The 15,145-nt window shown below is 69.4% G+C and carries 14 protein-coding genes; 13 read left to right on the top strand and 1 reads right to left on the bottom strand.

What is annotated here, in order from left to right; genetic code table 11:
* From VHP37_05185 to VHP37_05145, 9 genes are all read left to right on the top strand, one after another.
* A partial coding sequence (locus VHP37_05185; GenBank protein HEX2825718.1) for a tetratricopeptide repeat protein occupies positions 1-1,324 on the top strand: 1,324 nt, incomplete at its 5' end.
* Positions 1,325-1,340: 16 nt separating this feature from the next.
* Entirely contained in the window at positions 1,341-3,044 is a 1,704-nt protein-coding gene (locus VHP37_05180; GenBank protein HEX2825717.1) for a GspE/PulE family protein, read from the top strand.
* Between the two features lie 6 nt (positions 3,045-3,050).
* Positions 3,051-4,259 carry a type II secretion system F family protein gene (locus VHP37_05175; GenBank protein HEX2825716.1) on the top strand — a complete coding sequence of 403 codons (1,209 nt, stop codon included), beginning with the start codon at positions 3,051-3,053 and terminating at the stop codon, positions 4,257-4,259.
* 6 nt (positions 4,260-4,265) lie between these two features.
* A complete protein-coding gene (locus VHP37_05170) occupies positions 4,266-5,846 on the top strand; it encodes a hypothetical protein (GenBank protein HEX2825715.1) in 1,581 nt (526 codons plus the stop codon).
* Positions 5,843-6,466, top strand: coding sequence for a hypothetical protein (locus tag VHP37_05165; protein HEX2825714.1), 624 nt, complete (start codon positions 5,843-5,845; stop codon positions 6,464-6,466). The genes VHP37_05170 and VHP37_05165 overlap by 4 nt, the downstream gene beginning before the upstream one ends.
* Positions 6,466-7,083: a hypothetical protein gene (locus VHP37_05160; GenBank protein HEX2825713.1), complete on the top strand. Its 618-nt coding sequence runs from the start codon at positions 6,466-6,468 to the stop codon at positions 7,081-7,083. Before VHP37_05165 ends, VHP37_05160 begins: the two co-directional genes overlap by 1 nt.
* Positions 7,084-7,224: 141 nt before the next feature.
* The gene (locus VHP37_05155; GenBank protein ID HEX2825712.1) at positions 7,225-8,679 is read left to right on the top strand and encodes a hypothetical protein; all 1,455 of its coding nucleotides are present in this window, start codon (positions 7,225-7,227) and stop codon (positions 8,677-8,679) included.
* Entirely contained in the window at positions 8,676-9,485 is an 810-nt protein-coding gene (locus VHP37_05150) for a hypothetical protein (GenBank protein HEX2825711.1), read from the top strand. The genes VHP37_05155 and VHP37_05150 overlap by 4 nt, the downstream gene beginning before the upstream one ends.
* A gap of 3 nt (positions 9,486-9,488) precedes the next feature.
* Positions 9,489-10,259: a type II secretion system protein gene (locus VHP37_05145; protein ID HEX2825710.1), complete on the top strand. Its 771-nt coding sequence runs from the start codon at positions 9,489-9,491 to the stop codon at positions 10,257-10,259.
* Positions 10,260-10,266: 7 nt separating this feature from the next.
* On the opposite strand, the gene VHP37_05140 is transcribed toward VHP37_05145, so the two are convergent.
* Positions 10,267-12,000, bottom strand: coding sequence for an ATP-binding protein (locus VHP37_05140; protein ID HEX2825709.1), 1,734 nt, complete (start codon positions 11,998-12,000; stop codon positions 10,267-10,269).
* Positions 12,001-12,054: 54 nt separating this feature from the next.
* Here VHP37_05140 and VHP37_05135 point away from each other — a divergent pair, with 54 nt between their 5' ends.
* The 4 genes from VHP37_05135 to VHP37_05120 all read left to right on the top strand — a co-directional run bounded on the left by VHP37_05135 (position 12,055) and on the right by VHP37_05120 (position 15,114).
* A complete protein-coding gene (locus VHP37_05135) occupies positions 12,055-12,825 on the top strand; it encodes an ABC transporter permease (protein HEX2825708.1) in 771 nt (256 codons plus the stop codon).
* Positions 12,825-13,562 carry a hypothetical protein gene (locus VHP37_05130; GenBank protein ID HEX2825707.1) on the top strand — a complete coding sequence of 246 codons (738 nt, stop codon included), beginning with the start codon at positions 12,825-12,827 and terminating at the stop codon, positions 13,560-13,562. Before VHP37_05135 ends, VHP37_05130 begins: the two co-directional genes overlap by 1 nt.
* Before the next feature lie 122 nt (positions 13,563-13,684).
* Positions 13,685-14,386 carry a prepilin-type N-terminal cleavage/methylation domain-containing protein gene (locus tag VHP37_05125; protein ID HEX2825706.1) on the top strand — a complete coding sequence of 234 codons (702 nt, stop codon included), beginning with the start codon at positions 13,685-13,687 and terminating at the stop codon, positions 14,384-14,386.
* A 38-nt stretch (positions 14,387-14,424) separates the two neighbouring features.
* The gene (locus VHP37_05120) at positions 14,425-15,114 is read left to right on the top strand and encodes a prepilin-type N-terminal cleavage/methylation domain-containing protein (protein HEX2825705.1); all 690 of its coding nucleotides are present in this window, start codon (positions 14,425-14,427) and stop codon (positions 15,112-15,114) included.
* Positions 15,115-15,145 lie beyond the last annotated feature (31 nt).

Here is a 15,145-nt window from a genome sequence, read left to right as displayed (position 1 = left end):
CGCGGCCGTCGCGCCTGCCGCGGGCGCGAGCCCCGCGCGCAAGCCCGCCGCCGCCCTCGGCGGCGATGCCGCGGCCGCGCGCCGCACCCAGCAGACGGCGGTCTCGCTCGAGGACATCGACGCACAGCAGCAGCGTGCGCGCGCGGCGACCGTGATGCAGGCGAGCGGCGGCGCCGCGAGCAACGCGCTCACGTACCTGCGCAGCAATCCGGTCGCGATGGTCGGCGCTCTCGCGCTGCTCTGCGGCCTGGGTTACGGCGTGTACGTGTACCTGCAGATCAGCAATCCCGGCCTGTTCATCCGGCAGGCCGCCAAGCAATCCGACCCGCCGCCTCCCCCGCCTGCTGCGGCGCCCGCGCCTGCGCCCACCGCGACCGCGCCGTCGCCCGATCCGATGGCCGGCATGGCGCCGCCGGCGGCGCCACCGGCACCGACAGCCGCTGCGGCGCCCACGCCCGAGGCCGCAGCGGCCGCCCCGAGCGGCGCGATCTCGGCGTCGTCGGTGATCAGCCCGCGGCCGGGCGAGAGCCCGCGGCCGGCCGAATCGCCGCGCGTGCCCGAATCGCCGCGCGTCGCGGAGCGGCCGGCCGAAGCGCCGAGCAACCGCGGCAGCATCGGAGCCGGCGAGTCGAGGCCCGCCCCCGCCGCCCCGCCGGCGCGCGTCGCCACCGCACCGGCCGCGCAGGGCCCCGCCGCCGACGCGGCCGCGTCGCGCGAGCGCATCGCCGTAACCCCGGTCGCCGCGCAGCCGCGCCTCAATCCCGCGCTGTCCGAAGGCTATTCGGCGCTGCAGACCGGCGACCTCGAGGCCGCGCGCAGCGCGTACGGCCGCGCGCTGCAGAGCGAGCCGCAGAACGTCGACGCGATGCTCGGCCTCGCCTACCTCGCCGCCCAGGAAAACCGCACCGACGACGCGATGCGCTTCTACACGCGCATCCTCCAGCTGAACCCGCGTCACCCGCAGGCGCAGGCCGCGATGATCGGCCTGGTCGGACGCGCCGACCCGATCGCTTCGGAGACGCGCCTGAAGACGCTGCTCGCGCGCGAGCCCTCGCCGTTCCTGCACTTCGTGCTCGGCAATCTCTACGCCGACCAGTCGCTGTGGGCACAGGCGCAAGCTTCGTACTTCCAGGCGCACCACCTCGAACCGTCGAACCCCGACTACGCGTACAACCTGGCGGTCGGTCTCGATCACCTCGGCCAGGGCAAGCTCGCCCTCAACTTCTATCGTCTCGCCGACAAGCTCGCCTCCGCGGGGCGCGCGAACTTCAGCGTGGCGCACGCGCGGGAGCGCATCAGCTCGCTGTCCTCCCAGCTCGACTGACGAGCGGGCATCCTGCGTGGCTGAACAAAGGAAGAAACTCAGGCTCGGCGAGCTGCTGGTCCAGCAGGGCCTCATCACGACCGACCAGCTCGCGATCGCGCTCGCCGAGCAGCGTCACAACCACATTCCCCTCGGGCGCCTGCTGGTGCGTCTCGGCTTCGTCACCGAGATCGCGATCCGCGACATCATGGCGCGCACGATCGGCCAGGAGTCGATCGACCTGTCGCAGGTCGTCGCCGACGGCGAAGCGCTGCGCCTGGTGCCGCAGGAGTTCGCGCGCCGCAACCGCATCCTGCCGATCGCCTATCACGGGGGCAACCAGGTGCTCACCGTCGCCACGACCGAGATCTTCAACGTCGTCGCGATGGACCAGCTGCGCGCGATGCTGGGCGCGGACATCGAGATCAAGACCCAGCTCGCGGCCGAAGCTCAGCTCGAAGACTTCATCGACCAGTTCTACGGCTACGAGCTGTCGGTCGACGGCATCCTGCGCGAGATCGAGACCGGCGAGATCGACTGGGAGAGCCTGCAGGCGGGCGGCGACGAGTACACCCAGCCGATGGTGCGCCTGGTCAACGCGCTGCTCGTCGACGCGGTGAAGCGCGGCGCCTCCGACATCCACTTCGAGCCGGAGTACGCGTTCCTGCGCGTGCGCTTCCGCATCGACGGGGTGCTCGAGACCGTGCGCAGCCTGCACAAGACCTACATGCCGGGCATCACGGTGCGGGTGAAAGTCGTCTCGGACATGAACATCGCCGAGACGCGCGCGCCGCAGGACGGGCGCCTGTCGCTCACGCTGAACGGCCGTCCGGTCGACTTCCGGGTCTCCACCCAGCCGACGATCTACGGCGAGAACATCGTGCTGCGCGTGCTCGACCGCGAGAAGTCGATCATCAGCCTCGACAAGATGGATCTGCCCAAGGACGTCAACGACCGCCTCGCGCTCATGCTGGCGCGGCCCGAAGGCATCCTCATCGTCACCGGCCCCACCGGCAGCGGCAAGACGACGACCCTGTACTCGCTGCTCGCGCAGGTGAACGACGAGACCGTCAACATCATGACGCTCGAGGACCCGGTCGAATATCCGCTGACGCTCATGCGCCAGACCTCGGTGAACGAGGTCGCACGCATGGACTTCGCGAACGGCATCCGCTCGATCATGCGCCAGGACCCGGACATCATCCTGGTCGGCGAAGTGCGCGACAAGGAAACCGCCGAGATGGCGTTCCGCGCGGCGATGACCGGCCACCAGGTGTTCACCACGCTGCACACCAACTCCGCGCTCGGCGCGTTCCCGCGGCTGCTCGACATCGGCATCCAGCCCGACATCATGTCGGGCAACATCATCGGCGTCATCGCCCAGCGTCTGGTGCGCACGCTGTGCGCCCACTGCAAGGAGCCGTACGCGCCCAGCCGCGAGGAGCGCATGCTGCTGGGCGCGTATGCCGAGCAGGAGCCGACGCTGTACCGCCCGCTAGGCTGCCGCCACTGCGACGAGAAAGGCTATCGCGGCCGCACGCCGATCATGGAGATCCTCGTCATGGACGCCGACATGGACGAGCTCGTCGCGCGGCGCTCCACGTCGAAGGAGCTGCGCACGGCCGCCATGGCCAAGGGGTTCAGGCCGCTCGCCGAAGCCGGCATGCAGCGCGTGCTCGACGGCGTGACGACGCTCTCGGAGCTGTCGCGCGCGGTCGACCTCACCGGCCGCTACGCGTAAGCCGCGATGTCGTCATTCCAATACAAGGCGGTCGACAAGACGGGCCGCACGGTGCGCGGCGGCCTCGACGCGGTGAACGAGGCCGACCTCGAGCTGCGCCTGCGGCGCATGAACCTCGACCTCGTCACGTGCAAGCAGGTCGACCGCAAGGCGTCGCGGCTCTCGGGCGGCGGGCGCATCGTGCGCCGCGACCTCATCAACTTCTGCTTCGACGTCGAGCAGATGAGCCGCTCGGGCATACCGATCCTCGAGGGGCTGCGCGACCTTCGCAACTCGCTCGAGAACCCGCGCTTCCGCGAGATCCTCACGATCATGATCGAGGACATGGAAGGCGGCAAAGTATTGTCCCAATGCATGGCCGCGCACCCCGAGGTGTTCGACAAGGTGTTCGTGAGCCTCGTCGGCGCGGGCGAGCAGACCGGCCGCCTGCCCGAAGTGTTCGCGCAGCTCGCCGAATCGCTCAAGTGGCAGGACGAGCTCGCCTCGCAGACCAAGCGGCTGCTGATCTATCCGGTGATGGTGATGATCGTGGTCACCGGCGTGGTGCTGTTCCTGCTCATCTATCTCGTGCCGCAGGTGACCGGGCTGCTGAAGACCATGGGAGTTGCGCTGCCGATACAGACGCGCGTGCTGATCGCGATGTCCAACTTCGTCGTCGCCTGGTGGCCGCTCGTGTTCGGCGTGCCCATCGCGGCCGCGATCTTTTTCGCGCTCTCGTTCTCCAAGAACTCGCGCATGCAGTACTTCTGGGACCGCATGAAGCTCAAGCTCCCGGTCGTCGGCGCCATCCTGCAGAAGATCATCCTGGCGCGCTTCGCGACCTTCTTCGCCCTCATGTACGAGTCGGGCATCACGGTGCTCGACGCGATGCGCACGTCCGAGGACATCGTCGGCAACAAGGTGATCGCCGACGGATTGATGCGCGCCGGCCAGCAGGTCTCGGCGGGCGCGAGCATCACCGAGTGCTTCCACAACCTCGGCATCTTCCCGCCTCTGGTGATCCGCATGCTGCGCGTCGGGGAGAACACCGGCGCGCTCGACGTGGCGCTGCGCAACGTCAACTACTTCTACACGCGCGACGTGCGCGAATCGGTGGACAAGGCGCTGAAGATGCTCGAGCCCGCGCTCACGCTGGGCTTGGGGCTCGTGCTCGCGCTGATCATGTGGTCTGTGTTGTCGCCCGTGTATGATGTGCTGGGCAAGCTGAAATTCTAGGTGGCCGTGAGAGAGAAACTGCTCATCTGCGTCTCCTCGCTGCAGGCTTCCGCCGCGTACTGGCGCGGCGGCAGGATCGTGAAGCTCGAGCAGTTCGCGCACGACGAGAAAGGGCTCGCCGACTTCCGGCAGTTCCTCACGCCGCACGCCAACGTGCCGGTGTTCATCATGGTCGACGCGGTGGAAGAGGATTACCGCTTCGAAACGCTGCCGCACAGCTTCGGTCCCGACCGCGTGCAGATGGTGCAGAGAAAGCTGCGCCAGCACTATCGCAACACGCCGTACATCGGCGCCTGGCTGCAGGGGCGCGAAAGCGACAAGCGCCGCGACGACCGCTATCTGTTCGCCGCGCTCACCAATCCGGACATTCCGGTCGACTGGCTGAAGATCGTCGCCGCGCAGGAGCTTCCGGTCGGCGCGATGTACCTGCTGCCGATGGTCAGCGGCGCGCTCGTCGACAAGCTGCAGGTGAAGGCGCCCAACATCCTGCTCGCCGCGCAGCACACCGGGGGCTTAAGGCTCACCTTTTTCCGCGACCGCCAGTTCCGACTGTCGCGCCTCACGCGCGGCGACGCGTCGAAGAGCACCGATCCGGTCCGTCTCTATGCGGGCGAGATCTCGAACACGCGCCTGTACCTGCACGCGCTGCGCACCGCGACGCTCGACGAGCACCTCACGGTGCTGCTCATCGATCGCGACGACGAGCTCGAATCGGTCGCCGAGACGATCGCACGCGACAACCCGAGCCTCGACTGCCTGCGTATCGGCCGCGCGGAGCTCGCGTCCCGGCTGGGCATGGACGCGAGCGTCGTCGCGGCCTCGCCCGACGCGATCTATCTCCAGCTCCTGGGCCTGCAGACCATCGTCGGCAACATCGCCCCGGCGCCGGTCACGGTCGGTTACAAGCGCTACCGCGCGCGCCGCGCGATCTTCGCCGCGTGCGCGAGCGTCGGCGCGGTCGCCGCCCTGTGGAGCGGCGTGAACGGCTGGCGCGCGTACAGCGTCAACTCGCAGGCCGACGATATCGCGATGCAGATCCGCTCGCACGAGCTGCAGTACCAGCAGATCACCCGCGAGTTTCCGCCTTCGCCGACGAGCGGCGACAACCTCAGGCGCGCGGTGGAGACCGCGAAGGCGCTGCGCGACAGCGCGCGCGACCCGGTGCCGATGATGGCGGCGATCTCGAGCGCGCTCGCACCGGCGCCGAACGTCGTGCTGCGCGAGCTCGGCTGGAAATACGGCACGACCAACGTCGAGCGCGGCGGCGACAACGTCGCGGCGAGCCCCGCGAGCGCGCGCAGCGGCCAGACGGGCGGATCGAACCCGCCGCCGGGACGTCATCAGAGCGCCTACATCACCGGCGAGATCAGGCCTTTCCGCGGCGACTATCGCGCGGCGATCAACACCATCAACAGTCTCGCCGACCGGCTGCGGCAGAACCCCGCGGTCGCCGAGGTGCGCGCGACCAAGATGCCTCTCAACGTGAGCCCCACCGCCGCGCTCTCCGGTAACACGCAGAGCGCTTCGCGCGCCGAGGCGAACGTCGCCGATTTCGAGCTCGTCGTCGTGTTCAAGCCGCGCATATGATCACCCGCCAGGACATCGACGCGCTGCGCACTCCGCTCATCGCCTTCCTGGTGACGATCGTCGCGGCGGTCGCGATCATCTTCGTCTCCGGCGCGGTGCTCGACAGCGCGCGCGCCGACCTGACCAAGCGCGAGAACGACCTGCGGCAGGCGCGGCTGAAGATCTCGAACGCGGGCGAGGAGAAAGAGCTGATCTCGAAGTACCTCGGCGCCTACCAGCAGCTCGCGCGCGCGGGGTTCGTCGGCGAAGAACAACGCATCACGTGGCTCGACTCCTTGCGCGCGGCCAACGAGGAAGCGCGCATCTTCGGCGTCGACTACGACCTCTCGGCGCAACGTCCGTACGTGTACGCGAGCGAGTTCAACGCCGGCCAGCTCCTGCTGCAGGAGTCGGTCATGCACCTGCGATTCGGCATGCTGCACGAAGAAGACCTGCCGCGATTCCTCGAGGCGCTCGCGCGCCGCGGCGGCGGTTATTTCACCGTCGACGACTGCGTGGTGCGACGGCTCAAGAACCTGGACGAGGTCAATCTCACGCAGGTCGAGGCGAAGCTCTCCGCCGAATGCAACCTGCGCTGGCTGACGGTGCGCCCGCCCGGACCCGGAGACAAGAAGGGATGATGCGCGGCCTCGCTTTCGTCGCGCTCGCGCTCGTGCTCGTCCTCGACACAGCCGGCGCTGCACAACCGATCGGCCGGCTCTTCTTCACGCCCGCCGAGCGTGCGCAGCTCGACGTCGCGCGCGCCACCAAGCGCACGGCCGAGCCTGCGGGATCGCAGAAGTCCGCCGAGCCCCCGCCGCCCGAGACGCGGATCATCACCTACAACGGCATCGTGAGGCGCAGCGACGGCAAGTCGACGCTGTGGCTCAACAACCGCGTCGCGCCCGAGAAGGAAGCGCTGTCGAACCTGCCCGTGACCGGCCGCGTGCGGCCGGACGGCCGGGTCACCCTGCAGGCGCCCGACGGCGGCGGCACGATCGATCTCAAGGTCGGACAGCGCGCCGAGCTGACGACCGGCCGCGTCAGCGAGGCGCCACCGCCGGAGAAGGCGCGCGCGCCGGACAAGGGCGCGAAAGACGCCAGGGACGAGAAGGGCGAAGCGGCCAAGGCCGCCGACAAGGACTCGGGGAAATCCGACGCCAAGGCGCCGCCGAAAGCCGGAGAGCCCGAGAAGAGAGCCGAGCCTTCCAAAGCTCCCGAAGCCGAGCAGCGTAGCGCGCGCGTTCCGGCGAAATAGGCCTAAGGTCCCATCGCCCGCGCGACGCCCGCGGCGCGACCCTCGGGTAAGATCGTCCGACCACGCCTGAACGCGGGACCACGCAGCCCGCGCGCCCCAACCCGGGGGACTCGGCTCTTGCACGATGCAAACGACAGCGGCATGACCCGCTCGGCTTTGCTTCCGGCCGGCCGCTTCGCGTACCGGCCGCGACGACGCGCCGCACGTGCGATCGGCGGTGAATCCGGCCAGGCACTCCTCATCCTCATCGTCATGCTGTCGATCGCGACGATGCTGCTCGTCTACGGTTCGACGACCGAAGTCGAGCGCGCGATCAAGGCCGACAACCGCGCCCGGCTCGCGCTCGAGCAGGCGCGGCAGGCGCTGATCGGCCGCGCGATCGCGGACGCGAGCCGTCCGGGCAGCCTGCCCTGTCCCGACACCGGCGACGACGGCAGCGCCGATCTCTTCAATGGCTCGGCGTGCCCGAGCTACATCGGGCGCCTGCCGTGGCGCACGCTCGGCGTGGGCGACCTGCGCGACCAGCACGGCGAGCGCCTGTGGTACGCGCTCTCGCCCGCTTTTCGCGATCATCCCGGCGCGCCGCCGCTCAACACCGATACGCGCGGCTCGCTCACCGTCTTCAGCAACAGCGCAGCGACGGTGATCGCATCCGATGCGATCGCGGTGGTGTTCGCGCCGGGCTTCGCGATGAAGGGCCAGGTCCGCGACGACACCGTCGAGCTCTGCGCGGCGACGGGCAAGGCGGTCTCGCGCAAGCGCTGCGCATCGAACTATCTCGACGCCGCAGCGGGCGTGAACAACGCCAAAGCCGACGGGCCTTTCGTGGCCGGATCGACCGCCGACGGCTACAACGACCGGCTCGCGGTGATCGTCGCCGCCGACCTGATGCCGCTCGTCGAGCGCCGCGTCGCGATCGAGCTGCGCAACGCGCTGATCGCGTACCGCGCGCAAGGCGCGTGCGCGTGTTACCCGTGGGCCGACGCCGCCGGGAGCGGCGACAGCGCCGCCGGCGCGAGCCGCGGCCGGGTGCCGGTGCGCAACGTCCTGCCGCACGCGTGGCCGGCGGGCGCACTCCCGCAGTACTTCGTCACCAACGACTGGGCGCGCGCCGTTTATTACGCCGCCGCGCGCGAGGCGCTCGAAGCGCGCGGCGCGGCGTGCACCACGTGCGCGGCCGATACGCTCGCGCTCGACGGCGCTGACGGCTACGACGTCATGCTGATCTCCACCGGCTATGCGACCGCGGCGCGCAAGGGTGCTGCGCCGCTCGCCTACATCGAGGATGCGGAGAACGCGAACGAAGACGACCGCTACGTCACGCCGCGCGCGACCGGCGCGGACCGCGACCGCGTCTGGCCGATCCTCGGCCAGGCGTCGAGCTGCGCGGCGCACGCGCGCGTGCTGCTCGACAACGCGCCGTGCGCCGCCGCTCCGTCGGGCGTCACGGCGGCCTGCCTGTCGGCGAGCGCCGCGCTCGCGCGCTGCTCGTGCGCGCCCGCCGCGGGCGCGATGGTGCGCGCCCCGTGCGCGGCCGCGCCGAATACGGCCGCATGCGAAACGGCGATGGCTCTATTGAGGGGGTGCACGTCATGATCACACGCGCTCGCGGTTTCACGATCCTCGAACAGGCGGTCTCGCTCTCGGTGATCGCGCTCGTGCTCGGCAGCATCATGGTCCCGCTGCAGACGCAGATCGAGAACCGCAAGGTCGACGAGACGCGGCGCACGGTCGAGCTCGCGCAGGAGCTGCTGCTGGGCTTCGCCGCGGCGAACGGCTACTTCCCGTGTCCCGCGGACAACGCGAGCAACGGCCAGGAGCCGGCCGGCACCAACCACGCGACGGGGGCGTGCCCGACCTATTACGGCTTCCTGCCGGCGGCGCTGCTCGGTTTCAAGCCGACCGACGCCGACGGCTATGCGGTCGACGCGTGGGAGGGCAAGGCGAACCGGCTGCGCTATGCCGTTTCGGACCGCACGATCGCCGGAGTCGCCAACGTGCTCACGCGCGCCAACGGCATGCGCAGCGCACCGCTCGCGAGCTTAGGGCAAGGCACGCACTTCCACGTCTGCCAGAGCGGAACCGGCGCGACCGCTGACGATTGCGGCACGTCGGTGACCCTCGCCTCCAACGCGGTCGTCGTGGTGTGGTCGAGCGGGCCCAACGCGGCGACGACCGGCGGCACCAGCGTGCACGAAGCACAGAACCCGAGCGCGCGCGGCGGCAGCGCCGACCGGGTGTTCGTCAGCCGCACCGCGTCCAACACACCCGGACACGAGTTCGACGACATCGTTACGTGGCTGCCCGTCACCGCCCTGCTCTCCCGCCTCGTGGTCGCCGGCCAGTTCACGCCCGCGGCGCAGGGCGCGGTGTCGCCGCCGCCGGCGGGCGCCGCGAAATAGCGCATGCCGCGACCGCGCGAGCCCGGCTTCACGCTGCTCGAGCTCGCGGTCGCGCTCTTTCTCATGGCATTGCTGTTCGGCAGCCTGTTCCTGCCGCTGCAGGCGCAGCTCGAAGCGCGCAAGACCGACGAGACCGAGCGCATCCTCGAGCGCGCGCGCGAAGCGCTGCTCGGCTACGCGGCGGCCAACGGCCATTTCCCGTGTCCGGCGGACACCGCCAAAGGCGGGGTCGAGGCGGCCGAGGCCGATCACGCGACCGGGAGCTGCCCTGCGTACTTCGGCTTCCTGCCGGCGGCCGCGCTGGGCCTGCAGCCGACCGATTCCCAGGGCTACGCCATCGACGCGTGGGGCGGTGCCGCAAGCCGCATCCGCTACGCGGTCGCGCCGTATACCGTCGGCAAGATCGCCAATCCGTTCACGCGCGTGAACGGCCTGCGCGCCGCGACCATCGCGAGCCTCGGCGATCCGGCGCTGTCGCTGTTTCACGTGTGCAGCACCGGCGTCGGCGCCGTCGAAGGCACGAGCTGCGGCGCGGGGGCGACGCTGGTGTCCACTGCGCCGGTCGTGGTGTGGTCCACCGGCGCCAACGGTGCGAGCGGCGGCGCCGGCCGCGACGAAGCACAGAACCCCAATCCGAACGGCGGCAGCGCCGACCGGCTCTTCGTGAGCCGCACGCGCGGCTTTGGTCCGGGCGGAGAGTTCGACGATCAGGTGGCGTGGATCGCGATGCCCACGCTCATCGCGCGCATGGTCGCGGCGGGCCAGCTTCCGTGACGAGGGGCTATGCCGCGTGCTGCCGGCCTGCGCCTTCGTCCGCGGCGGCGGGCGCGAGCGCGAAGCACACCCGGCCGGCCTCGTTGCTCTTGAGGAAGATGCGATAGCCCGCTTCGCTCGCGAGCCTGCCCGCCTGATACAGCCCGACGCCGAAACCGGTCTGCGACGACACCGGTCCGGAGAAGAGCTGCTGTGCGATGGTGCGCGGTATCGGGGCGCCGCTGTCGGATACCCTGAGCGTCCCGCCGCCCGCCGCGCTCAGCGTCACCTGCACGTGAACGGCGTCGTCCTGCGCCGCCTTGGTGAGCGCGTTCTCGACGAGATTGTCGGCGACGCTGTCGAAGACTTCGCCCGGCACGGTCAGCCCTTCGAGGTCGCCCTCGATCACCGCGCTGATGTTGCGGCCGCTGTAGCGCATGACGAGGTTCTCCCACCACGCGCGCGCGTCGACGCGGTTGAGCTCCGCTGCGCTCGGCGCACGCAGCTTGTCGAGCGTCGTGTTGAGCTTTTGAGTGATCAGCGGCAGCTGGCGCTGCATCAGGCTCTGCAGCGCCTGCGCCTGCTCGGGCGTCGTGCTCGCGGCGGCGGCGCACAGCGCTTTCAGCGACTGCAGCAGGTTCTTCACGTCGTGGGTGAGACGGGCGCCGGTCTCGTAGATCGCGTGGGTGTACGCGTTCTGCCGCTGGATCTGCGCGCGCTGCTTCGCCTCGTAGAAATGGCCGACCATCTGCGCGAGCAGCTTCAGGTGCAGCAGGATCGCGGGCGACACCGCCCACCGCGTATGGATGACGAGCTTGAGCTCGCCCGATTGGAGCGGGGTCGCATGCGAGGTGCGGCTGCCGAAATCGCCTTCGCCGCCGGGCGTGCGCCATTCGACGCCGCGCACCCACGGCATCGTCAGCATGTGCTGCAGCCCGAGCGCGAGGAAGCGCTGCGGATCGCTCTCGTCCTGGGCGAGCTCGGCGAGGCGCTGCACCCAGCGCTCGAAAGGCAGGCCCAGGCTCATGAGATAGCTCGAGAGCAGGTATCCCATGCCGGCGAAACCGCTGTGCGGGTACCACAGCCATGAAAGGCCGAAGAGCACGAGCGAGATGCCGACGAGCGTCTGCGCGAGCGCGATGACGTAGTTGCCGTGCGAGAGCTCGCGCACGACGAAGCTGCCGAGCACGAGCGCGACCACGAGCAGGAAGAGCAGCACGCTGTAGAAGAGATCGACGCCGACCGGGTTCTCCGGCAGCCGCGGCGGCGCGCGCACCAGCATGATCGCGATCGGAAAGAGCGGCAGCGCGTAGCGCACCAGCGGCTCGATCGCGGGCTCGATGACCTGGTTGCTGAAGAGCTGCGGCACGACCCACATCAGCAACATCGACAGCAGGTACAGCGCCGCGAGCACCGAGATGATGCGCTGTCGCCGCTCGCCGATGCGCGGCACGCTGCCGCCGATCACGCCGACGAGGAGCGCGAGCCACGCCGCCAGCACCCACCAGTTGTACCAGCCGACGAGCAGGCACGCGACCGCGACGACGGAGAATGCCTGCGCGGGCTCGATGTCGCGCTCGCCGCGCCACACCGGCTGCCACAGCAGGAACAATCCGAGATGGGCGAGCAGGAACGCGCGCGCCCACCACTCGTCGATGCCCCAGGCGATCGACGCGTGCAGAGCGAGCAGCATGAGCCCCAGCGAGAGCTGCGGGTTCGCCATCGCGATGCGCTCGGGGGCACTCAACGTCCTGGCGCTCATCGGGCTCCCATCGTCATCTATACTCGGCGCTTCGAACGAAATCGCACCGCGTCCGTGACTCCGAGGATCGCAACCATCGCGCGCTACACCGTCCTCGAAGCGGTGCGCACGCGTCTCCCGCTGCTCACGCTCGCGTGCATCGCGCTGCTCTTCGGCGCGAGCTTCTTCGTGCGCGAGATCGCGATCGCCGAAAGCGCGCGCTTCCAGACCGCTTTCTACGCCTCGACCGCGCGTTTCGCGATCGTGTTCGTGGCCGCGCTCTACTGCGTCGCCAGCATCGCGCGCGAGTTCCAGGACAAGGGACTCGACGTGATGCTCGCGCTCGATCTGCCGCGCTCGCATTATATCGTCGGCAAGCTCGCGGGCTTCGTCGCGATCGCCGTCGCGCTCGCGCTCGCGGTCGCGCTGCCGCTCGCGCCGCTCGCCGGCGTGCCCGCGACTGCCGCGTGGTGCGCGTCCCTCGCGATCGAAGTCTCGATCGTGGTCGCCTTCAGCGTCTTCTGCGCGGTCACGTTCAACCAGCTCATGCCGGCGATGAGCGTCGTCATGGCGTTCTATCTCTTCGCGCGAGCGCTCACCGCGATGCGTCTCATCGGCGCCCATCCGATCGCCGGCGCGAACGAGCTCTCGCACCGGGTCATGACGTGGCTCGTGGAGGGGCTTGCACTCGTCATACCTGCGCTCGACGAATGGACGCGCACCGCGTGGCTCGTCGACGGCGCCGCCGCGTGGAGCGCGCTGCCCGGGATCGCCGCGCACGGCGCGCTCTTCGTCGCCATCGTGGCGGCGGCGGCGGTGTTCGACATGCATCGCAAGAACTTCTGATGCGGTTCGTGCGACGCGACGAGCGGCCGGTCTCCGCGGTGCCGCGCGCCGTGAAGGCCGTGCTCGTCGCGGCGCTGGCCGCCCAGGTCGCGTGGCAGGCGGCGGCGCCGAAACCGGTCGCTGCCGCAGCAGCCCTCGGCATGCCGCCCCCGGCGCAGTGGCTCGAGGTCGCGAGCGTCGGCGAGCCGATCGGCCTCTCCGAGCTCCTGGTGCTCTATCTCCAGGCGTTCGACAACCAGCCGGGCGTCAGCGTCCCGTTCAGGGACCTCGACTACGGCGCGGTCGAGGCGTGGCTCGGGCGCGCGCTCGATCTCGATCCGGCCGGGCAATACCCCCTCCTCATGGCGTCCCACCTGTACACCCAGGTCCCGGACGAGGCGAAGCGCAGGCGGATGCTCGAATTCGTCCACCGCGAGTTCCTGCGCGATCCCAACCGGCGCTGGCGCTGGCTGGCCCACGCCGCGCTCATCGCCAAGCACCAGCTCAGGGACATGCCTCTCGCGCTGCGCTATGCCGATGACATCGCCCGCCACGCCCCCGCCGCCAGCGGCTGGGCGAAGCAGATGCGGATTTTCATCCGCGAGGACATGGGCGAGCTCGAGTCGGCGACCGTGCTGCTGGGGGGACTCCTGGCAGGCGGGGAAGTCACCGACGCGGCCGAGATCCGCTTCCTCACCGAGCGCCTCGAAAAGATGAAAAGTGCCGAGAAATCGTCGGCACCGTCCAAATCTCGTTAATTAAATCTCTGAAACAACGCTGAAGTTCGACATTCGGGTGCCGTTATAGGGGGCTCAGCGGTGGTACGCATATTGCGGAAACCGCGGCATTTTTCACGATACGACCCCCGGGGGCGTTCGACATGGGCAACAGACAAACGGGCTTCACCCTCATCGAGATCGCGATCGTCCTGGTCATCATCGGGCTGCTGCTCGGCGGCGTCCTGAAAGGCCAGGAGCTGATCACCGGTGCGCGAGTGCGCAACCTCATCCAGCAGCAGGACGGCGTCAAGGCGGCCTACTTCGGCTTCCTCGACCGCTACAAGGCGCTGCCGGGGGACTACTCGGGCGCCGCGGCCAACATCACGGGCGCGACCGGCAGCGGCGACGGCGACGGTCAGATCGAAGCCGGCGCGGAATCGATCCTGGCGTGGGAGCATCTCGCCAAGTCGGGCTTCATCAACGGCTCCTACGTCGCCAACGGCGCGACTACGCCGACCGACGCGAACAATCCCAAGAATCCGTACGCCGGTTACATGCAGCTCATCTACGACGGGGTCTACGGGACCGGCACCTCGACGACGCCGGCAGGATCGCGGCACAACCTGAAGACCGGCCCGAACATCCCGGTCGAAATCGTCGGCGAGCTCGACCGCAAGGTCGACGACGGCTCGCCCTACACGGGGGCCTTCCAGTTTTCGCCGTATGCCGGCGGCGGCACCGCACCGACCGGCGAAGGCACCGGCGGGTGCGTCACGGCCGCGGTCGCGGGCACGGCGCCGGTTCCGGCGGGCTGGAATGTCGCCGGCGGCAGCGCCAACTGCGGCGGTGCGAGCCTCTACTAACTCATTGAAAGCGCTCTAGAGCCTCAGGGGGAATGGTCATGAAAAAACGCGAATCGGGCTTCACGCTGATCGAGATCGCGATCGTGCTGGTCATCATCGGACTGCTGCTGGGCGGCGTTCTGAAAGGTCAGGAGCTGATCACCGGCGCACGCGTGCGCAACCTCATCCAGCAGCAGGACGGGGTGAAAGCGGCCTACTTCGGCTTCCTCGACCGCTATCGGGCGCTCCCCGGCGACTATGGCGCCGCGACCACCAACATCAGCGGGACGACCGCGGACGGCAACGCCAACGGTCAGATCGGCGGCGGCACGACCGCGCCCGTCGAATCGATCCTCGCGTGGGAGCACCTCGCCAAGTCGGGCTTCATCAACGGCTCGTATGTCTACAACGGGGTGACCGCACCTTCGGACGCCTCGAACCCGAAGAACCCGTACGCGGGCTTCATGCAGCTCATCTTCGACGGCGTGTACGGCGCCGGCGGCGCGGTGAGCCGCCACAATCTGAAGACCGGCGCCAACATTCCGGTCGAGATCGTCGCCGAGCTCGATCGCAAAGTCGACGACGGCGCGCCGTATACCGGGGCCTTCCAGTTCTCGACCTACGCGCCGACCGGCGGCACCGCGCCGACCGCGGCGGACTGTGTCGCGGCCAACACGACCACGCCGACCCTGACGACCTGGAACGTCTCCGGCGGCAAATCGAACTGCGGCGGGACGAGCCTGTACTGACGCAGCGAAGCACGAGCGTTCACAAGGGCCG

Source organism: Burkholderiales bacterium (assembly GCA_036262035.1).
In the GTDB taxonomy this organism is placed as follows: Bacteria; Pseudomonadota; Gammaproteobacteria; order Burkholderiales; family SG8-41; genus JAQGMV01.
This window is presented reverse-complemented; position numbering and strand designations above follow the sequence as displayed.

Coding starts and splice junctions, on each gene's coding strand:
- VHP37_05175 (HEX2825716.1), top strand. CDS start 3,051: ATGTCGTCATTCCAATACAAGGCGGTCGACAAGACGGGCCGCACGGTG.
- VHP37_05165 (HEX2825714.1), top strand. CDS start 5,843: ATGATCACCCGCCAGGACATCGACGCGCTGCGCACTCCGCTCATCGCC.
- VHP37_05160 (HEX2825713.1), top strand. CDS start 6,466: ATGCGCGGCCTCGCTTTCGTCGCGCTCGCGCTCGTGCTCGTCCTCGAC.
- VHP37_05155 (HEX2825712.1), top strand. CDS start 7,225: ATGACCCGCTCGGCTTTGCTTCCGGCCGGCCGCTTCGCGTACCGGCCG.
- VHP37_05150 (HEX2825711.1), top strand. CDS start 8,676: ATGATCACACGCGCTCGCGGTTTCACGATCCTCGAACAGGCGGTCTCG.
- VHP37_05145 (HEX2825710.1), top strand. CDS start 9,489: ATGCCGCGACCGCGCGAGCCCGGCTTCACGCTGCTCGAGCTCGCGGTC.
- VHP37_05140 (HEX2825709.1), bottom strand. CDS start 12,000: ATGAGCGCCAGGACGTTGAGTGCCCCCGAGCGCATCGCGATGGCGAAC.
- VHP37_05130 (HEX2825707.1), top strand. CDS start 12,825: ATGCGGTTCGTGCGACGCGACGAGCGGCCGGTCTCCGCGGTGCCGCGC.
- VHP37_05125 (HEX2825706.1), top strand. CDS start 13,685: ATGGGCAACAGACAAACGGGCTTCACCCTCATCGAGATCGCGATCGTC.
- VHP37_05120 (HEX2825705.1), top strand. CDS start 14,425: ATGAAAAAACGCGAATCGGGCTTCACGCTGATCGAGATCGCGATCGTG.